Annotated in this window: 20 protein-coding genes; 17 read left to right on the forward strand and 3 right to left on the reverse strand. The window is 37.2% G+C overall.

What is annotated here, in order from left to right:
- The first annotated feature begins 56 nt into the window (after positions 1–56).
- The 14 genes from CLOS_RS01670 (at position 57) to CLOS_RS16470 (ending at position 12555) form a co-directional block, all read left to right on the forward strand.
- The gene (locus CLOS_RS01670; RefSeq protein WP_012158196.1) at positions 57–1109 is read left to right on the forward strand and encodes an ABC transporter substrate-binding protein; all 1053 of its coding nucleotides are present in this window, start codon (positions 57–59) and stop codon (positions 1107–1109) included.
- A complete protein-coding gene (locus CLOS_RS01675; protein ID WP_012158197.1) occupies positions 1102–2130 on the forward strand; it encodes a FecCD family ABC transporter permease in 1029 nt (342 codons plus the stop codon). The genes CLOS_RS01670 and CLOS_RS01675 overlap by 8 nt, the downstream gene beginning before the upstream one ends.
- Entirely contained in the window at positions 2117–2920 is an 804-nt protein-coding gene (locus CLOS_RS01680; protein ID WP_012158198.1) for an ABC transporter ATP-binding protein, read from the forward strand. Before CLOS_RS01675 ends, CLOS_RS01680 begins: the two co-directional genes overlap by 14 nt.
- A 22-nt stretch (positions 2921–2942) precedes the next feature.
- Complete coding sequence (locus tag CLOS_RS01685) at positions 2943–3815, forward strand: ABC transporter ATP-binding protein (RefSeq protein WP_198006312.1); 873 nt, start codon at positions 2943–2945, stop codon at positions 3813–3815.
- Positions 3805–4539, forward strand: coding sequence for an ABC transporter permease (locus tag CLOS_RS01690; protein ID WP_012158200.1), 735 nt, complete (start codon positions 3805–3807; stop codon positions 4537–4539). The genes CLOS_RS01685 and CLOS_RS01690 overlap by 11 nt, the downstream gene beginning before the upstream one ends.
- 15 nt (positions 4540–4554) lie before the next feature.
- Positions 4555–5343: a sirohydrochlorin cobaltochelatase gene (locus CLOS_RS01695; RefSeq protein ID WP_012158201.1), complete on the forward strand. Its 789-nt coding sequence runs from the start codon at positions 4555–4557 to the stop codon at positions 5341–5343.
- Between the two features lie 330 nt (positions 5344–5673).
- The gene (locus CLOS_RS01700) at positions 5674–6348 is read left to right on the forward strand and encodes a response regulator transcription factor (protein WP_012158202.1); all 675 of its coding nucleotides are present in this window, start codon (positions 5674–5676) and stop codon (positions 6346–6348) included.
- Complete coding sequence (locus CLOS_RS01705; protein ID WP_041718897.1) at positions 6348–7556, forward strand: sensor histidine kinase; 1209 nt, start codon at positions 6348–6350, stop codon at positions 7554–7556. Before CLOS_RS01700 ends, CLOS_RS01705 begins: the two co-directional genes overlap by 1 nt.
- A 185-nt stretch (positions 7557–7741) precedes the next feature.
- Positions 7742–8212, forward strand: coding sequence for a methylglyoxal synthase (locus tag CLOS_RS01710; protein ID WP_012158204.1), 471 nt, complete (start codon positions 7742–7744; stop codon positions 8210–8212).
- Positions 8213–8254: 42 nt separating this feature from the next.
- Positions 8255–9424: a hypothetical protein gene (locus CLOS_RS01715; protein ID WP_012158205.1), complete on the forward strand. Its 1170-nt coding sequence runs from the start codon at positions 8255–8257 to the stop codon at positions 9422–9424.
- Positions 9425–9648: 224 nt separating this feature from the next.
- Complete coding sequence (locus CLOS_RS01720) at positions 9649–10215, forward strand: HDIG domain-containing metalloprotein (RefSeq protein WP_012158206.1); 567 nt, start codon at positions 9649–9651, stop codon at positions 10213–10215.
- Positions 10216–10683: 468 nt separating this feature from the next.
- Entirely contained in the window at positions 10684–11649 is a 966-nt protein-coding gene (locus tag CLOS_RS01725; protein WP_012158207.1) for a hypothetical protein, read from the forward strand.
- A gap of 278 nt (positions 11650–11927) precedes the next feature.
- Complete coding sequence (locus CLOS_RS01730) at positions 11928–12203, forward strand: hypothetical protein (protein WP_041718900.1); 276 nt, start codon at positions 11928–11930, stop codon at positions 12201–12203.
- A 268-nt stretch (positions 12204–12471) separates the two neighbouring features.
- Positions 12472–12555, forward strand: coding sequence for a group II intron maturase-specific domain-containing protein (locus CLOS_RS16470; RefSeq protein ID WP_242649613.1), 84 nt, complete (start codon positions 12472–12474; stop codon positions 12553–12555).
- Positions 12556–12824: 269 nt separating this feature from the next.
- Here CLOS_RS16470 and CLOS_RS01735 read toward each other — a convergent pair whose 3' ends face one another.
- The 3 genes from CLOS_RS01735 to cysK all read right to left on the reverse strand — a co-directional run bounded on the left by CLOS_RS01735 (position 12825) and on the right by cysK (position 16245).
- Positions 12825–14195, reverse strand: coding sequence for an MATE family efflux transporter (locus CLOS_RS01735; protein WP_012158208.1), 1371 nt, complete (start codon positions 14193–14195; stop codon positions 12825–12827).
- Positions 14196–14366: 171 nt separating this feature from the next.
- On the reverse strand, positions 14367–15083 hold the full coding sequence (locus CLOS_RS01740; protein WP_012158209.1) for an EcsC family protein: 717 nt from the start codon (positions 15081–15083) through the stop codon (positions 14367–14369).
- Between the two features lie 229 nt (positions 15084–15312).
- Positions 15313–16245 carry a cysteine synthase A gene (cysK, locus tag CLOS_RS01745; protein ID WP_012158210.1) on the reverse strand — a complete coding sequence of 311 codons (933 nt, stop codon included), beginning with the start codon at positions 16243–16245 and terminating at the stop codon, positions 15313–15315.
- A gap of 240 nt (positions 16246–16485) precedes the next feature.
- Here cysK and CLOS_RS01750 point away from each other — a divergent pair, with 240 nt between their 5' ends.
- From CLOS_RS01750 to CLOS_RS01760, 3 genes are read left to right on the forward strand one after another with little or no spacing between them, the layout of a single operon-like run.
- Positions 16486–17712, forward strand: a complete 1227-nt coding sequence (locus tag CLOS_RS01750) for an SPFH domain-containing protein (RefSeq protein WP_012158211.1) — start codon at positions 16486–16488, stop codon at positions 17710–17712.
- Positions 17713–17751: 39 nt separating this feature from the next.
- Positions 17752–18774, forward strand: a complete 1023-nt coding sequence (locus CLOS_RS01755) for a zinc ribbon domain-containing protein (protein WP_012158212.1) — start codon at positions 17752–17754, stop codon at positions 18772–18774.
- The gene (locus tag CLOS_RS01760; RefSeq protein WP_012158213.1) at positions 18768–19607 is read left to right on the forward strand and encodes a TPM domain-containing protein; all 840 of its coding nucleotides are present in this window, start codon (positions 18768–18770) and stop codon (positions 19605–19607) included. Before CLOS_RS01755 ends, CLOS_RS01760 begins: the two co-directional genes overlap by 7 nt.
- The last annotated feature ends 36 nt before the right edge of the window (positions 19608–19643 follow it).

Consider the following 19643-nt stretch of genomic DNA (forward strand, 5'->3'; position numbering starts at 1 on the left):
GGACAATTTCTCATAGGAATCAATTTAGGCTATGGATAGGGAGAGGAGAAGAATAAATGAAGAAAAACAGAATCTTAAGCATGATCCTAATTTTAGTAATGGCAGTATCCTTTGTGGGATGCAGCACTACGGATCAGGAGGTAAAGGGTGAGAATAATCCTGGCGTAGGGCAGGAAACAAAACAAGATCCAAATAAACAGGGGAATGAAAACAACCCTTACCCAGAGTACGTACTAGAGGTGACAGATGAAACAGTAACATTTATGAGCTCTGAGGGAGAAATTACAGTAACGAAGAAACCAAAAAAGGTGGCCATACTGATGAACTCCTATTTAGATCTATGGTATATGGCAGGAGGAGAAGCCATCGCTAGAATTGATGGAACTTCAAATATTCCAGATGCGGCTATGGATATCGTTCAACTAGGGAAAATGAATGCCATCAGTGTGGAGCAGTTGGTTGCCCTTGAACCAGATTTAGTGATTATGTCCACTTCAATAAGTTCACAGATGGACATGATTCCTATTTTAAAAGACAATGGTATTGAGTATATGCCTATGAGCGGAAATATTGCACCGTACCAAGCCTTTCAAAAAAATCTCTATTTATTTACACAAATACTAGATCGCCAAGATATTTTCTATAATGAAGTAGCGAAGATTACGGCAGAAGTGGATCAAATTAGAAATAAAGTAAAGGATGCTGATAAACCGACAGCCGTTATTTTATTTGCATCTACCAGCAAGGTTCAGGCAGAATTGGCCAATTCACTTACAGGGGAAATGGCAGATTTGCTAGGGGTTGTAAATATTGTACCAGAAGTGCCAATCGATGGTACAAATAAAATTGATTTTAGCATGGAAAAGCTTGTAGAGGCAGACCCGGATTACGTATTAATTACGACAATGGGGGATGTAGATAAATGCAAGGAGAGAATAGAGCAGGATGTTATTTCCAATGATGCCTGGGCCAGTTTAACTGCGGTACAGGAAGGAAGGGTATATTATCTTCCTAAGGAGCTTTTTATGTATCGACCGAATGCAGACTATCCTAAGGCATTTACAGAACTTGGGAAAATAGTATATCCAGAGGTGTTTGCAGGTGAGTAGGAACCATTCTGCCATAGGGGTGCAGAAAAGCCATAAATATAAAATCACGGTCATACTTGTACTTGTATTCATGGTAGTCCTATCTTTTTTAATCAGCGTAGCCATGGGCGCATATAAAATTTCTGTAAAAGAAGTGCTGCAGGCTATTTTCATAGATCAAGAAGGGCTGAGTAGAAATATTATATGGAAAATCAGAGTTCCCAGAACGCTAATTGCAGGGATTGTAGGCGTGTGCTTATCCCTATCTGGCGGAATATTGCAAGGGGTTATGCGAAACCCCCTTGCTTCTCCTAATATTATAGGCGTTTCATCGGGAGCAGGACTTGCAGCCAGTATCACCTTAGTGCTATTCCCCAATTACGCTTATTTATTAACACCGGCAGCTTTTATTGGTGCCTTTGCAACCACCCTTTTTATCTATATGCTTTCTTGGAAAGATGGAATCAATCCTCTTCGAATGATTCTGTCGGGTATTGCAATATCTTCTCTCATCGGCGCAATTATCAATACAATTCTTATCTTTTATCCGGACCGTGTTCAGAATACGCTTGGCTTTACCATCGGCAGCTTAGCCGCAAAAAGCTGGATTCATTTTAGACTAATGTGGCCCTATGCCTTGGCAGGATTTATTTTGACCCTAATTATGGCGAAGAAGATCAACATTTTAATGCTAGGGGACGAAATTGCATCCAGCCTAGGGCTGAATATAGAACGGGTTCGAATGATTTTAATCATCATATCCTCTTTATTGGCTGCCAGTGCAGTCAGTGTGGTAGGGATGTTGGGCTTCGTAGGGCTGGTGGTTCCTCATATAACGAGACTGATCATAGGGTCGGATTATCGATATCTATTTCCTGCCAGCGCTCTATTGGGAGCATCTCTAATGATGATATGCGACACCATTGCAAGGACCGTAGTAGAGCCCATTGAGCTACCAGTAGGAATTATTATGGCAATTATAGGGGCACCTTTTTTCTTATACTTGCTTAGAGGGGGGTTAAAGAATCGTGCTAGAGGTTAAAAATTTATCCTTAGGATATGACGATTCCATCATCGTAAAAGATGTATCCTTTAATATTTCAGATAAAAGCATCACAACGATTATAGGGCCCAATGGCTGTGGAAAATCAACGATATTGAAGGCACTTTCTAAAAATAAAAAACCAATACAGGGAGATATCGTTTTTCAAGATAGAAATATACAGGAATTTCAGACGAAACAATTAGCAAGAAAAATGTCCATTCTTCCACAGAGTCCTAGAGTGCCCGATGATTTTACGACAAGAGATTTAGTGGGATATGGGAGATACCCCCATCTGAGCTGGACCGGGAGGCTCAGTAAAAAAGACCAAGAAATCATTGATTGGGCAATTGCAGAAACAAAGCTAGAAAAACTTCAACATCGACAGGTGTCTACTATGTCGGGGGGAGAGCGGCAGAGAGCGTGGATTGCCATGGCATTGGCACAGCAGCCAGAGATTCTGCTTTTGGATGAACCCACTACATTTTTAGATATATGTCATCAATTTGAGCTTTTGGAGCTCATAAAAAAGCTCAATAGAGAAATGGGCATTACCATCGTCATGGTACTGCATGATTTAAATCAGGCAGCAAGATATTCCAAAAAAATAATTGTCGTTAAAGATGGGGAAAAATATATGGAAGGAATTCCGAGAGACGTTATAAAGAAGCAAGTATTGGAAGAGGTCTTTAATATAGAAGTCAATATTCTAGAGGATCAGGATAATGAATGTCCGTATTTTATTCCAATCAATATAAAGACAGGAGAAAAGTTTAACGGAGCACTTTAAGAGAGAAAATTTGAAAAATACATTGACTATAAATAATGGAGATGAGCAAGTGATTAATGTAAGTGGCTTAACGAAGAAATTTGGTGAGAAGACTGTTGTTAATAACTTAAGCTTTCATATAGACAAAGGATGTATCTACGGGCTATTGGGGCCCAATGGCGCAGGAAAAACCACAACTTTTCGGATGCTGACAACTCTTCTAAAGCCGGATAGTGGGATGGTAGAAATTAATCATAAAGAGATTAGAAGAAAGAGCAGCGATATTAAAAGAATGATTGGCATGGTTTCCCAACACTTCAGCATGCACAGTGATCTATCTGTATGGGAAATATTAGAGCTTCACGGGAAGCTTCATTCCATAAAGAAGGAAGAACGCCACAAGAGGATTAAGGAATTACTTAAATTTGCAGATTTATCCGAGGATAAAGATAAAATTGCTAAAAAGCTTTCCGGTGGTATGAAACGTAAAGTAATGATTATAAGAGCCATTCTTCATCAGCCAGATATATTGTTTCTAGACGAGCCTACCGTTGGATTGGACCCATTGAGCCGTAAAAATATATGGTTTTTATTGGAGCAGCTCAAAGAAAGTGGAATGACAATCATATTAACGACCCATTATATTGAAGAAGCGGAAAAGCTTTGCGACAGGGTACTGCTGATTAATAAAGGAAAGATATTGATGGAAGGCGTACCGAAGGAGTTAATATTAAATGCTGGAGAATATACCGTTGAGGTATTTGATCGTGCAGAACCAGAGTATCACTTTTTTTCAAGCAGAAAGGACGCATTGGAATTCTCTTCAAATATTGAAAGCAAATATATTGTAAGAGAAAGCAATTTAGAGGATGTATTTATACAAATGAATAAAGAAGGTGAGAAATATGGATTTTGAAGCAGTTCTGTGGGAAGAGTGGATTGTATTTAAACGAAGGTTTTGGAAGATAACATCCAGTGCTTTGGTCAGCCCTCTACTTTATATGATCGCCTTTGGATGGGGAATGGGAAAGGATGTCCATGTAAATGGATATCCATATATCAACTTTATAGTGCCTGGCATCGTTGCAATGACCACAATGAACACAAGCTATTCAGCCGTCTCTGTTCTTCTGAGCATCAATAGAATATACGATAAAACCTTTGAGCAGTTTTTAATAGCCCCCATATCGTCTCATCGATACGTAGCTGCAAAGGTATTGGCAGGGGCTTTGCGTGGGATGTATGCTGGTTTTCTTATACTTACCGTTGCATTTTTATCGGGAGCTCATATTAAAATAAATTCTATGTTTTTACTCATCATGTTTGTCAATGGTCTTGCTTTTTCCTGTTTAGGTTTTTATGCAGCTTTGGCTGTAGATTCCCATGCTGATATGAATCGATTCAGCACCTATATCTTAACCCCCATGACATTTTTATGTGGCACATTTTTCTCGCCGGAAAATATGCCGGGTGTAGTAAAGAAAGTGATCTATGCATTGCCCCTTACCCATGCCAGTGGTGGACTGAGAAGCATTGCTACAGTAGGCTCGGCACAGTGGATGAATGTTGCCGTGCTATTTGCGTACTTTATCATTTTATTTATCATATGTATTAAAAAATATAACAGCGTAACGGCTTAAGAAAGGTGGATATAAATGAACAAGAAAGCACTATTAGTCATAAGTTTTGGGACAAGTTATAAAGATACTTTTGAAAAGACCATCCAAGCGATTGAAGAGGATTTGAAGACCGCCTATCCAGACCACGATTTTTTCAGAGCGTATACCTCTAGAAGAATCATTAAAAAGCTGAAAGCACGGGATGGGATTGCCATCGATTTACCGGCGGAAGCATTGGAAAAAATCAGAGAGATGGGCTACGAGGAGGTTTTATGTCAAACCACTCATATTATCAATGGATTCGAATTTGAGCTTACGGTAAAGGACTTGCTGCCATATAGCAAAGATATTCAAATTAAGATGGGAAGTGCCTTATTAACGAGCCATGAGGATTATTTAGGTGCTGTAGAGGCAGTGATGGGCAGCATCCCGCCACTAAAGGAAGAGGAAGCACTGATTCTTATGGGGCACGGTACCTACCACCACGCAAACGCGGCCTATCCTTGTCTGGATTATGTCTTTAAATCAGAGGGACACACCAATGTATATATGGGTTCCGTAGAAGGTTTTCCTTATATCGATGATGTGGTGAAGCAGCTGAAAAAGCAATCACAAATTAAAAAGCTCTATTTAATGCCTTTCATGGTGGTGGCAGGAGACCATGCTCTCAACGATATGGCAGGGGACGAAGAAGATTCTTGGAAAGAAGTTCTAAAAAACCAAGGATATGAAGTTGAAATTATAATGAAGGGTCTCGGTGAGCTGGAAGGTATTCGAAAAATCTTTGTGGAGCATTCTCAAAAGGCTAGTTCCCTACAGCCTTAAAGACGAGATCCTATTAAACAATAGAATATGGTACATAAAAAAATCCGAATGTCTATTTCAGACATTCGGATTTTTTAGAGGGAAACAGAATGCATGTAAAGGAAATAGGTTGCTATGGGATGATCCCTTTGCATGGTCATATAATAACTGTGGGTTAAAATCCTTCGATGAATCCTAAGAGAAAAAATTAATTTTACTTTAAGGTTGGTGTGCTATAATAAATGAAAATTAAGTAAATCCTTAAAATATAGGGGGATGAATAAAAAACCTCTACAGCGTATGGTAGTAGAACTTTTTCATTGGTTATAAAAAGACAAAAGGGTGATATCGATGAAAGTATTGTTGGTTGAAGATGAAAAGCATTTAGCAGAAGCATTGCTGCAGATTTTAAAGAAGAATAAGTATACGGTAGATGGTGTCTACAATGGAGAAGATGGATTGGATTACGCTTTAACAGGAATCTACGATGTAATTATATTGGATATCATGCTGCCCAAATTAAGCGGGCTTGAAATATTAAAGAGCATACGCAAGAAAAAAATTTCTACTCCTGTTCTGCTATTGACAGCAAAAAGTGAGGTTTCGGATCGAGTGAAGGGCTTAGACTTAGGGGCAGACGATTACCTTCCGAAGCCATTTTCTACGGAGGAGCTACTAGCAAGGCTAAGAGCTTTAACAAGAAGAAAAGGGGAAGTGATTAATGAGGATACCCTGTCTTTTAGCAATTTTTCTTTAAACCTGTCCACCTATCTACTGGAAGGGGAGAAAACCAGTGTAAGGTTGGCGCTCAAGGAGGTTGAAATACTGAAGTATTTCATGTTAAGACCTAGGATTATAGTGAATAAGGAAGATTTAATCATCAAGGTATGGGGATATGAATCTGAAGCAGAAAATAATAATATTGAAGTTTATATTTCTTTTTTGAGAAAGAAGCTTCAGTATATTGAGGCTAGAGCAAAAATTACTACCATTCGAGGCGTTGGCTATAAACTGGAGGAAGAATGATGTTTAAGGAATTAAGAAGAAAATTTGTATTGATCAACATGTCCTTGCTGACATTCGTATTTATTGCCATCTTTACAGCCATCTATGTACTGACTGCATTCAGCGGGGAACATCAGCTGGATATGACCTTGGAAAAGGTGATGAATTCATCGCCAACACCTTTTCCAGGAGAATCTAGAACAGCCACAAGCCTAGTGGTAGAGCTGAATCGGTTCAACGAAATCATCGTATTTTCATCTTTTTTAACTATGGACGAAGAGGTGATTAAGGAAGCTGTAATAAAGGCTATAGAAATTCCTGATGCCACTGGAAAGATCAAGGTTGGCGACTTTCATTATTCCTTTTTAAAGAAAGACGTTATCTTTGGAACAAGAATTGCCTTTGTAGATCGGGGGCCGCTGCAAGATAGCCTCAGAAGTATTCTTGTGATATTTGCAGGTGTGGCTGGGGGCAGCTTGATCATCCTCTTTTTAATCAGTGTATTTTTAGCAAACAGAGCCATTACCCCTATTCGAGAGGCCTTTGAAAAGCAGGAGCAGTTTATCGCCGATGCCTCTCACGAGCTGAAAACGCCTTTAGCTATTATTAAGACAAACTTAGCTTTAATCTTAGAAAGTAAGAAAGATACTGTGGAAAATCAACTAAAGTGGATTGGATATATACAAGGACAGATTGAACGAATGTCTAATTTAATAAAGGATATGCTCACTTTGGCTAAAATGGATTCCCCAGAGCAGCCCTTGTTTTTTGAAACCTTGGATATAAGCAATATACTAGAGGGTGCCTTGCTATATTTTGAAGCTGGATTATTTGAAAATGGTATCGTTTTGGAGACGAATATTCAGCCGAATTTGCGTTTATACGGAGAGCGGTATAGTTTTGAGGAGCTGGTTCATATATTGATGGATAACGCAATTAAAAATACCAATGAAAATGGGACGATTTCAGTCTGCTTGAATGCGACAAAAACAAATATCGAATTGGTGGTAAAAAATACGGGAGCAGGTATTGCTCCTGAAAATATTCCAAGGATATTTGAACGATTTTATAGGGAAGACTTTGCTAGAGGTAGGGAGGGTGGCGGCTATGGGCTGGGCCTTGCCATTGCAAAATCTATCGTACAGAAGCATGGTGGAAAAATCTATGCAGAAAGCAACTTAGGTGTAGATACATCCTTTATTGTAAAGCTTCCTAAAGGTAAACAGTAGAGATGAACCATAAGTTATGAAAGGATTGTATTTGAATAGGTCTTTAGGCTAGTTTTGTGAATAAATATAATAACTTACAAATAATAGTCCATAAAGCTATTAAATATGATAAAATAGGGTATGGATCTAACTATATGAGTTTGATGAAGCTATTTTATGCGATATAATTTGGGAGGGAAGGCATAATGGAGTGTGATCGCTGTAGTAAGATTAAAATGGAAAAACAGAAAAATATCGCATTGGTTGCACACGATAATAGAAAAGAAGATTTAGCCAACTGGGTAAAGGAAAATAGACAACGATTAGAACAACATTCTCTATGTGGCACAGGAACCACAGCGAAGCTTGTTGCGGATACCACGGGGCTACCAGTGATCGCATTTAAGAGTGGACCATTGGGTGGGGACCAACAGATCGGTTCTCGCATTGTAGAAGGTCATATTGATTTTATGATATTTTTTTGGGACCCATTAGAGGCTCAACCTCATGATCCCGATGTAAAAGCATTACTAAGAATTGCAGTCCTATACGATATACCCGTTGCAAACAATGCATCTACAGCGGATTTTCTGATCTCTTCTCCTTTAATGGATAAAGAGTATGAAAGAACAATAGTCAATTATTCTAAAATAAGAAGCAGTAGAACAAAAGAATAAGGTAATCATTTAATTAATAAATAAAATAAGGAGTGATAAGAAATGAAAAAAACATTACTGATTGGATTACTGGTAATTTCTATGCTTGCGATGGTAGGATTTACACCAGTTGAAGCCTCCTATTGGCAAACCATGAAAGAAATGTACGAATGGAATGGTACAGAAGGAGAAACAGCATTAGAAATAAAGCTAGCAATACCTGATATGGAAAAAGAATATAAGGTACAGATAATTTCTAAGTCGAACCTGAAAGAGTTCATTACTTATTCTGAGATTCATATTGAAGATGTAAAAGAAGGAAAAAACATTCCAACAATAAAAATGTACACCAATGGTTCAAATATCTATCTGAATAAAGAGGCAGCTATTGCATTTGTTACTGCAACTGGATTCGGTGAAACTGTAGAAATCGCTGAAGACTATGTTATGCTAGAGGGAAGTCAAAATACTGTTAAATTTGATTCAAATATACTGAACGATGCTATTCAATTTATTGAAGGTATGGATTTAGGCATTGACTTAGGCATGAAAAAAGATGGGGATACATTTAAATTGACTTTAGATTCAGATCAATTAATCGATCTTTTCGATGCATACATGAGATATGTTTTAACGAATATGGATAAGATGCCTAAAAGCTTTATGCCTGAGGAAATCGTAATTTCAGAAGAAGAGAAGCAGGAAATGCTAGAGCAATACGATGCTTTTGTTACATTATACAAAGACACAGCAAAAGAATTTATGAAAGGAAGTAAGTTCTATCAAGAATCTACCCTTACAAATAATAAGTATAGTGCAAAGTCAGAAGTATTACTTAAAACTCCAATGGGAGAATTAGAAGTAAAAACTGTAGGCACATCAGTTAAACTGGATTCAGCCAATATTGAGCTACCAAGTTCCGTAAAGAAAATTACAGAGGAAGAATTAAGTTCATTGATATTAGGGCAGATTATGCCTGACGTAGATGTGGATACAGGGTTAAAGGCCATAGTAGAGCTGGATGGATCCTATATAAAATTTGGAGAACTTGATTTTGAAGAAGGAAATATAACCTTAAAAATTGAAGAAGGAAAAGCATATATTACAGCAGAAGATGCACTTGAACTTCTTGGTGTTGAGGTTGAGGGTGTATCCCATATAAGAGACTTGGAGGATTATGGTTTCTTTGTGGAATGGAATGAAGAATTGAAAACAATTGAGATCTATCAATAGCTTTTTAGAAGTCTTCCTCGAAATATGACGGGGAAGGCTTTTTTTCTAATGATTTTTTGTAAGAAACGAGAAAGCTCTACCTTAAAAATGTAAGAGGGAGAAATATTGCCGTAAGCGAATTTCAAGAAAAACTCCTACATAATCCTTCTTTAAAAGCGGTTCTTATTATATAATAATATTTGAATATTAAAATAATTTACAACGGGAGACAAGGAGGAAACATCATGAAAACACGTCAGGAAGCATATGAATTACTTACAAAATACAATAAGAACGAAAGTTTAATAAAGCATGGACTTGCTGTTGAGGCAGTCATGCGTTATTTTGCAAAGCAATTCAGAGAAAACGAAGAGTACTGGGGAAATATTGGACTGGTACACGATTTAGATTATGAGCTTTATCCAGAGGAACACTGCCATAAAACGAAAGAAATCATGGAGAAAGAAGGCGTACATGAGGACATCATCCGAGCTGTTATTTCTCACGGATGGAATATTTGTATTGATGTAAAGCCAGAGCATAAAATGGAGAAGGTTCTATATACCATCGATGAGCTTACGGGTCTGATTACAGCTACAGTTTATATGAGACCGAATAAAAGCATTTTAGATTTAGAAGTAAAATCTGTAAAGAAGAAATTTAAGCAGGCAAGTTTTGCTGCTGGCGTCAATCGAGAGGTGATCCTTGCAGGATGTGAGATGCTGGGCATGGATTTAGATACGGTAATCCTTTGGACCATTGATGGTATGAAGGAAGCAGCAGAGGCCTTGGATCTTGTTGGTACAATTTAAAAGAATGTTAATAGAACAGCCATCCTTTAGGGGCGGTTGTTTTTTTCTTAAAATATTTATGCTGTTCCCTGACATTTTGTGAATAAAACGCCACAGGACGCTGATAGAGAAGGGATATTTGAATAGTACCGCAACAATTGGTAGAGACCAAATAAGAATGTGTTTGGATGGACTGTTCTTTAAAAAGAAGTTAAAGCAATCTAGATTTGCTGATGAAATAAATAGAATCTAAAAACTTTATACTATATAGAACTTAAGAAAAGAAGGTATTGGAGGTTCACATGTCGAAACAAATCGTATGAAAATGTTTTTTTATTAAAAAATTCGTGATACAATATATTAAATATTTAGAAAGGGGTAAATTTTATGAATATAAGATCGCCAGATAAAATAACTTCAAGCTATATAACTAATGTTAGAAAAATATTAAATTAAGATATTGAGTTGATATCAAAAGGGGGAACAAATATGGAAAGAAAGAGAATAACCGTGTTACTAATTTTTTTATTAACATTATCTAGTATAACTACTGCGTTTGCTTATGCACCAGATGTTAAACAAAATATAAATTTTGACAGATTAAATGAGAATTATAGTAAGGCTATAACTGAATTAGAAAATATTATTCCATTACATAAATATAATTTTAAAGCAAAGAGATTAAATCTTTTTTCTGATAATTTAGTAGTAAATAATTCAGAAGTTGAATATACAGAATATTTTGAAGATAACAATACTATTCTTATAGTCACTGAAAATGATTATGCTATTGCAACAAAGCGTGGAGATGGCATATTAATAATCGATTATAATAATGGAAAGAGACAAGAACTAATAATAGATTTAGATAAAATTTTATCTTCACAAAATAAAAAAGAAATTAGCACAGATATAGGTCCATACTCACACGACTACACAACAGAAGTCTTTAGTCCTAAGGGTTATTATGAATATTATGAGATGCGTGGAGGGGGCAACTATAGACTATATACCTTAACTATACCTAGATCAAATGGGTCAAGTCGTTCTAATTCAAGGGGTACTAGTTCATCATCAACACAAACATTTGAATACATGGCTGACCAATTTTTAGAGAACATATATGAAGCACAAGATTTGGAAAGTTCAGTTGAGGATGGGGTTATTGATTTAGGAGTAGGCTTATTCCTCAAGTGGTTGTCTAATAGAGCGAAAGATATAGAGAAAGCGATTAGTATAACTATGTCTGTTGTAGAGGTGACGAGCACACTGACTAACACCGGGGCTAAGGCAGGACTGATGGCAGCAATTGATGAGGGCATAGGTTATGCATCTGACGAAATAGGAGAGATAAAAGAATATGCAGATTATTTATTCAAAGCTTATGATTTTATACAATATAGATTAATATTTGAGATACTTAATGATAATTTTGAATTATTTGGAGACGTATAAGTCTTAGAAATAACAAATATTTACAATTGATAAAATGGGTAATTTCAGACAGTACTTATACCTGAAATTACCTATTTATTAGAGTACAATTAGCAGATGTATCTAATGTTATTTAAAATAAAAAAATTGAATCGTTGATTTTTATAAAAAATTATTTAGATAAGAATGAATATTAAGCTGTATACGATTATCTTATCTTTAGATTTTAATTCATGTAATTTCTTCAAGTAATATAGAATCTTATTATATTAAAATTTTAAAATTAGGAGAAACAAACTATGCTTGAATATTTAAATTATAGAAGGAAGCACGGTAGGCGAGCTGGTTTTATTGAAATTTTAAATACCTACCCTATACTGAACTTCATATTTCTTTTTATATCCATATATTTTTTTTATGTTGCTATTAAAAGACCAAAATCCGTTTGGGAGACAAAGGGCGCAATTAAAATCAAAAATCAATTTGGAGATTTAGGCGTTGTATTGTGCCATGTTTTCCTAGGATTATTTAATTTATTTATATTTTATATGCAAATGCGTAGACATTATCGATAAAACATGAGTAGCTTCTTTTTATTGTCATAGATAGGCAATAAAAAGAAGAGAAAACAGTATAGCTAAATAATTTATAATGAAAGAGGGATAGAGAAGCAACCTTTGCTCTCTATCCCTATACTGTGCGCCCAGCGTGGGCGATAACTTGGCGGTGAAAGTCCGCTGTGGGCTTGGTAGTGGGAACCACTAGCTAAGGCAAGGGTATCCCATCGTGAGGTGGAATCTGAAGGTATGCACGGAGTGCTTAGTATATCAATGGCATCCACAAATGAAACATCCATTGCAAAAGCTTGATGAATGGATAAGAAGGAGGTTAAGAATGTGCATATGGAAACAGTGGAAAAAAACCTAAGATAAAGATTAAAAATCTAATATCGATAGGAGTACCTAAACATAAAGCCTATGAATGGAGAAATACTAGAAAAGGCTACTGGCGTATAGCCAATAGCCCAATACTATCTAGAAGTCCTACCAATAAATATTTCAACTCAATTTCTTATCAGAGCCTATCGGCTAGATATCAAAAGATGCAATTAACTTAATGAACCGCCGTATACCGAACGGTACATACGGTGGTGTGAGAGGACGGAAAATAAAATAATTATTTTCCTCCTACTCGATTTATTCCGTTACCTGCTTTATCCATAAATTTGTTTTTAATCTTCTCATAGAGAAGAAAACCTTGGCGGCTTCTTCAAAGCCTACTAAAAATACGACGATTTCCACGGGCAGCTTAAACACAAAGGCACCCAATAGAGCCAAAGGAACGCCAACGAGCCACATGGTGAACATCTCCACCTTCAGTGCGTAGGAAGCATCGCCGCCACCTCTTAATATCCCAACGATAATCACGATACCGAGGACCTTAAGGAACATAATAGCAGAGTTGATGTATAGGATTCTTAAAGCACTGGTATGAACCTCCGCAGATACATTGAAGAAAGAAAGGACAATCTTACTGCTGGAAGACATCAGAAGCCCTATCAAAAGGCCGGATAGCATAGAGATTTTGAGAAATTTTTTCGTATACTCTTCTGCTTCTTCCAAATCTCCTGCTCCTACTTTATTTCCTATCATTACAGCAGAGCCGTTGGCAATACCGAAAGAAAGAACCATGAAGGTATTTTGAACCGTTGTAGTGATCTGAATAGAAGCCATTGCCTGTGTTCCCAAAGAGCCGTAGCAGATAGAATAGATCACAGCGGCAATTGCCCAGCAGAAATCATTGATGACAACAGGCAGAATGGTACGCATTGCCCTTTTTATAAACTCAGCATTAGAGTCCACCATTTCTTTTAATTTTGCAGCCAGAGGACTTTTCTTCCCATAGAGATATAAAACTAAAGCGATTGCTTCCACCACTCTCGCTATTAATGTAGCAAGGGCAGCTCCTTTTACACCCATTACAGGAAAACCAAAATGTCCAAATATGAAGGCGTAGTTCAGTGTTGCATTTGTAAGCAAAGCAAGAATACTCACCAGCATTGGGGCCACAGAATCCTCAACAGATCTGCTGGCTACACCGAAGGCCATGGAGATGGCAGTGAATATATAGCTAAAGCAAACGATCAGTAGATAATCGACGCCCAATTGTATAACGTAAGGATCTTTATTAAACAGTCGGATGATGCCACTGGGAGCAATCAAAGCGATGATTGTAAATAATATGGATGCAATCACACTGGATATCAAACTGATCCCTAAAATTTTCCGTATATTTTTAATATCTTTTTTTCCCCAATATTGGGATAAAAAGATACCAGAGCCGCTGGTAATACCCACTAAAAGAATGTTAAAAAGAAAAAAGTATTGGTTTGCAATGCCAACAGCAGCAATTTCAATTTCACCGACTTTACCGATCATTAAGGTATCCACCATATTGATGGATGAAGTAATGAAGTTTTGCACCACGATTGGTATGGCAAGCTTCAATAGCGTATTGTAAAAACTTGAATTTCCTAATTTACTACCGTGTACCTTTTCAATATTCATGATTTCACCTTCCAATTCATAAAAAGACCAAGTCTATAAGCGATAAATAACTCAACAATGAATTATATCACAAAATGAGGGGCTAAGCCATTAAAATTCCCTCAATTGTGCATTGAGGGAATTGAATATCTATCCACGGTTTTTACGAGGTTCTCGTCTAATAGAGGGATGTTAATTTAAAATTCTCATTCGATAGGCTTGTACAGCAGTATCATGAAGCTTATTCATCAGTTTATTATTTGCATAGGAGCCTATAACCGCACCAATCCCTGGAATTAATTGCAATAGCTTCGCAATATCAATATAATCACGATATTCTTGTTGGAAGGTATCCCAATCAAAATTATGGATATCATCTGGTAGATAGTCGCTATAATCATCCCAGTTTTCCATTTTTTTAAACACAGTATTCATATGTCCCTTGCTTGAAAAAGCAAGCTGAAAGATATTGAGTATATAAAGCCGTTCCCTATAGTCATTCACATCAAATCCATAGATACTAGCGACATCATAGAGATATTTAATTTTGATACTAAGGAGGAGGGGCAGGTCCGACATCCCCAGTATTAAACCTCCTGCACCTGTTGCTGCACCTTCAATTACGGCAGTAGTTCTATAAAATTTAGTTTTTTCTGTAACCAATTTTTCCCGCTCTATTAAGGATATATTTTTTACGGGAGGCTTTGTAATATATTTAGAGCCAAATAATACGGCTCTCGTTAAGGTTTTGATAGCAGAAGTCATAATATCGTTATAGCCCTGAGGCAGCACTGTATTAAATTTACTCTGAATGCCTTTAGACGCGCGATCAATGATGGAGGGACGTTTTCGCATTTTAGTTTTCCACTTTTCCAATTCGTAGAGAGCATGTCTACTATAAGTATCCACAAAATCACCAACGTTTCTATAATTTTTTCTACTATATATTATAAACGAAATAAGGGGAATATATTTAAGGTTTTATCTTTAAATATCAAATTTGTCCTGAATTTTAAGCAATTAAAAAAGGAAGAATCGATATTTAGAAATCAAATTCTTCCTTTATTTTTTGTTTGGGCAGATTTTTAAGGATGATCCAATATAGTTAAATGAGGATCAGTGAAAATTGATTTGGCGATTACTCTTCAAATAATGGGGTAGATAAATAACGCTCTCCCGTATCTGGAAGAATCACCACAATATTTTTATCTTTATTTTCTGGACGATTTGCTAGTTTAGCCGCTGCAAGCACCGCAGCACCAGCGGAAATTCCTACAAGAAGACCTTCTTCTTTGGCAATTTCCTTGCCAGTATTAAATGCCTCCTCATTTGTAATGGTCATAATCTCATCATAGATTTTTGTATTGAGGGTATCTGGAACGAATCCTGCACCAATTCCTTGAATTTTATGAGCACCAGCTCTACCTTCTGAAAGAACCGGAGAGTCTACAGGCTCTACCGCTACGATTTTAATATTTGGATTTTTAGATTTTAAATATTCTCCTACACCGGATATTGTTCCACCAGTTCCTATACCTGCAACGAAGACATCCACGTTACCATCGGTATCCTCCCAAATTTCAGGACCTGTTGTTTTCATGTGTACCAATGGATTTGCAGGGTTGGAAAACTGACTTGGAATAAAAGAATGCTCTATTTCTGCCGCAAGTTCCTCTGCTTTTGCAATAGCACCCTTCATACCAAGGGCTCCCTCTGTAAGAACAATTTCTGCACCGTAAGCTTTTAAAAGACTGCGGCGCTCTACACTCATGGTTTCAGGCATCGTAAGAATTACTTTATATCCTCTTGCAGCGGCAACGGAAGCAAGACCGATTCCTGTGTTTCCGCTGGTAGGTTCAATAATAACTGAATTTGGCTTTAATAAGCCTTTTTCTTCTGCATCTACAACCATTGCATAGGCGATTCTATCCTTTACACTTCCAGCTGGATTAAAATATTCTAATTTAGCAATAATTTTACCACCAAGATTGTGTTTTGCATTGTAGTTACTCAACTCTAAAAGTGGTGTTTTCCCAATTAATTCTGTTAAACTCTTATAAATCTTTGACATTGAAATCCCTCCATTTAATTCATAGTAAACCGATAGGTTTTATACAATATAGTATAGTACTTTGTATCTGAATTGGCAATAGTTTTATCAAAAACTTAAAGATTTATTTTATAGAATAAAATTTGGTATAGTATATATAAATGTATATTGAATAAAAAGTATCAAATACTTAAATTTTAAAAAGATATTGGGTAGATATAAAGTAAAAAGATAGCGATTATAAGAAAAGGAGTGGTTTCCATGGGATTAATTAAAGCAATTAGCAGTGCAGTGGGTGGATCTTTAGCAGATCAGTGGCTAGAGGTCATAGAACCAGACGATATGGGTGACAATACAGTTTTTACATCGGGTGTAGCTGTTCGAAAGGATGATAGAAGAGGCTCCAATAAGAGAGGAACAGCGGATACCGTTTCCAATGAATCCATTATCCATGTTTATCCAAATCAATTTATGATTTTAGTAGATGGCGGTAAAGTCGTAGACTATACTGCGGAGGAAGGCTACTATAAGGTGGATAATTCTTCCCTGCCATCTTTATTTAATGGAAGTTTTAAAGATTCTTTAAAAGAGACCTTTAACCGTATAAAATTCGGTGGCGTTACACCGACAACGCAAAGGGTTTACTATATTAATCTTCAAGAGATCAAAGGAATTAAGTTTGGAACACCGAACCCTTTAAACTACTTTGATAATTTCTATAATGCCGAATTATTTTTAAGAACCTTTGGTACCTATTCTATCAAAATAACAGATCCACTGTTATTTTTTACGGAAGCGGTTCCAAGAAATAAAGATCGAGTAGAGATCCAAGATATCAATGAACAATATTTATCAGAGTTTCTGGAAGCACTGCAGGCAGCCATGAATCAAATGTCCGTAGATGGCATCCGTATTTCCCACGTGGCATCCAGGGGTGGAGAACTGAGCAAGTATATGGCCAACATCTTGGATGAAGAGTGGAAGAAAACGAGAGGAATGGAAATACAAGCGGTGGGTATTTCAAATATCTCTTATGATGATGAATCTAAGGAATTAATCAATATGAGGAATAAAGGAGCTATGCTGGGTGATCCATCTGTAAGAGAGGGCTATGTTCAAGGCTCCATTGCTAGAGGAATAGAATCTGCTGGATCCAATCAAGGTGGCAGCACACAGGCATTTATGGGTATGGGCATCGGCATGCAAAATGCTGGTGGCTTTATGGATGCCGCATCCTCAGCCAATCAACGACAAGTGGAAAGACAGCAGGAAGAGCGCAGAAGAGAAGCGTCCAGCTCGCAAAGAGTTGACAGTGCAAAGTCAGAAGGAAAGTCTTGGTTCTGTACGGAATGTGGGGCGAAAAACGCTGGCAACTTCTGTGCTGAATGTGGAACAAAGAGACCAGCTCCTTCCCAATGCTCCAATTGTGGATATAAGCCTACTGGCGATACGCCGAAGTTCTGCCCAGAATGTGGCAACAAGTTTTAAATAGAATGTAGTGTAGAATGTGAATTAGGGGATGAATAAATGACGACGAAAAGTTATAAATGTCCAAGTTGTGGTGCTGGTATCCATTTTAAACCGGCCCGTGGAAAATTCCACTGTGATTATTGCTTAAGTGAGTTCTTGGAAGAAGAGCTACAGAATAAGGTGGAGAACAACAGCGAAGATACACTCCAGAGCGTAAACGCATACCATTGTAATAGCTGTGGTGCAGAGGTCGTTACAGATGAAACCACTACCGCTACCTTCTGTTACTACTGTCACAATCCAGTGATTATATCCTCTAGGCTATCGGGAGAATTTAAACCCAATAAGCTGATTCCTTTTTCCGTAGATAAGGAAAAGGCGAAACAAATCTTCTTATCATGGGCTCAAAATAAACGCTTTATACCGAGAGATTTTACCAGCAACTCTCAGTTGGAGAAGATAACAGGTGTGTATCTTCCCTATTGGTGGGCGGATTGCACTGCAGATGTTCATTACGTAGGAGAGGGTAGAAATATCCGCGTATGGAGAAGCATGGGAAGAGAATATACGGAAACAAAGAAATATGAAATCCTTAGAGAAGGACAAATCAACTTAAATAATGTGGAGGAAGTCGCTTTTTCTAAGATTGATAAAAACCTATTGAATGGCATTGCACCGTACAACACGAGTCAGGTGAAAGCTTTTTCCATGCCATATCTTTCTGGATTTTTTGCAGAGCAGTACGACATTGCGAAGGACCGGGTTTTTCCTATGATGAAAAATCAAGTGGACAGATATTCCAAGTCTTTGATCAAAGAAAGCGTAAATGGATATCAACATGTGCATAATATAAGAAATAATGTGGATGTTTCTATCAGAGAATGGCATTATACCCTTCTTCCAGCATGGATACTGACCTATCGATACCGAGGGAAGACCTATGTATACGCGGTGAATGGCCAAACTGGTAAATCCTTTGGAGAACTTCCACTGAGTAGATCAAGAGTGTTAACGACATTTGGTGTAATTTCTGGAATTACATCCATAGCTCTTTTATTAGGAGGGCGATTTATATGGTAAAGATGCTGCAAAAACCGAAGGGGATTTGCTTATTGATCGTAATTTGTATCTTTGCTTTCTATCCCATTACTGTAAGTGGGCAGAAGCCACTAGTCTTTGATGATGCACTACTGTTCAGTACAGAGGAAAAAATAGATTTAGATACGAAGGCAAATGAACTGTCGGACCAATACAACATGGATATCGTTGTTGTGACCACAAATGATGCCAATGGAAAATCTACAAGAGCATACGCAGACGATTACTTTGATTACGGTGGATTTGGTGTAGGTGAAAACTATGATGGACTCTTATTCCTAATCGATATGGATCATAGAGAAGCCTATATATCTACATCAGGCATAGGAATTAAATATCTAACGGATGAAAGAGTGGAGGCCATACTAGATCGAGTCTTTGAGTATGGACTGAGTCAAGGTAATTATTACGGCGCCGCTATGGAATTTTTAAATGGAGCCGAGATGTTTCTTGAGAAGGGGATTCCATCGGATCAATACAATGAGGTAGAAAAGATAAAGGTTCCAAATAGAATAACCGAGATGGATGTTATCATCAGCTTAATCGGTGGGCTAGCAACGGGAAGTATTTTTTACTTTTCTGTAAGATCGAAATATAAGGGAAAGAGTAATAGTAATCAGTATTCATATAAAAATAATAGTATTGTTCGCTTCACTTCCAATCAAGACCGATTGGTCAATACCTTTGTAACTCATAGGGTGATACCGAAGCCGCAACCTAAGAACAATAGCTCTAAACCATCCACATCGGGAAGAAGTACCGTTCATAAATCTTCCAGTGGTAGAACCCACGGCGGTGGCGGTAGGAAATTTTAAAATAAGCAACGTTGTAAAACTTAATGGAGGAAATTA

It is taken from the genome of Alkaliphilus oremlandii OhILAs, from assembly GCF_000018325.1.
Classification (GTDB): domain Bacteria; phylum Bacillota; class Clostridia; order Peptostreptococcales; family Natronincolaceae; genus Alkaliphilus_B; species Alkaliphilus_B oremlandii.

Bases quoted from the DNA above. Each gene is read 5' to 3' on its own strand.
- CLOS_RS01670 (WP_012158196.1), top strand. From the start codon at position 57: ATGAAGAAAAACAGAATCTTAAGCATGATCCTAATTTTAGTAATGGCA.
- CLOS_RS01690 (WP_012158200.1), top strand. From the start codon at position 3,805: ATGGATTTTGAAGCAGTTCTGTGGGAAGAGTGGATTGTATTTAAACGA.
- CLOS_RS01695 (WP_012158201.1), top strand. From the start codon at position 4,555: ATGAACAAGAAAGCACTATTAGTCATAAGTTTTGGGACAAGTTATAAA.
- CLOS_RS01700 (WP_012158202.1), top strand. From the start codon at position 5,674: ATGAAAGTATTGTTGGTTGAAGATGAAAAGCATTTAGCAGAAGCATTG.
- CLOS_RS01705 (WP_041718897.1), top strand. From the start codon at position 6,348: ATGTTTAAGGAATTAAGAAGAAAATTTGTATTGATCAACATGTCCTTG.
- CLOS_RS01710 (WP_012158204.1), top strand. From the start codon at position 7,742: ATGGAGTGTGATCGCTGTAGTAAGATTAAAATGGAAAAACAGAAAAAT.
- CLOS_RS01715 (WP_012158205.1), top strand. From the start codon at position 8,255: ATGAAAAAAACATTACTGATTGGATTACTGGTAATTTCTATGCTTGCG.
- CLOS_RS01720 (WP_012158206.1), top strand. From the start codon at position 9,649: ATGAAAACACGTCAGGAAGCATATGAATTACTTACAAAATACAATAAG.
- CLOS_RS01725 (WP_012158207.1), top strand. From the start codon at position 10,684: ATGGAAAGAAAGAGAATAACCGTGTTACTAATTTTTTTATTAACATTA.
- CLOS_RS01730 (WP_041718900.1), top strand. From the start codon at position 11,928: ATGCTTGAATATTTAAATTATAGAAGGAAGCACGGTAGGCGAGCTGGT.
- CLOS_RS16470 (WP_242649613.1), top strand. From the start codon at position 12,472: ATGAAACATCCATTGCAAAAGCTTGATGAATGGATAAGAAGGAGGTTA.
- CLOS_RS01735 (WP_012158208.1), bottom strand. From the start codon at position 14,195: ATGAATATTGAAAAGGTACACGGTAGTAAATTAGGAAATTCAAGTTTT.
- cysK (WP_012158210.1), bottom strand. From the start codon at position 16,245: ATGTCAAAGATTTATAAGAGTTTAACAGAATTAATTGGGAAAACACCA.
- CLOS_RS01750 (WP_012158211.1), top strand. From the start codon at position 16,486: ATGGGATTAATTAAAGCAATTAGCAGTGCAGTGGGTGGATCTTTAGCA.
- CLOS_RS01755 (WP_012158212.1), top strand. From the start codon at position 17,752: ATGACGACGAAAAGTTATAAATGTCCAAGTTGTGGTGCTGGTATCCAT.
- CLOS_RS01760 (WP_012158213.1), top strand. From the start codon at position 18,768: ATGGTAAAGATGCTGCAAAAACCGAAGGGGATTTGCTTATTGATCGTA.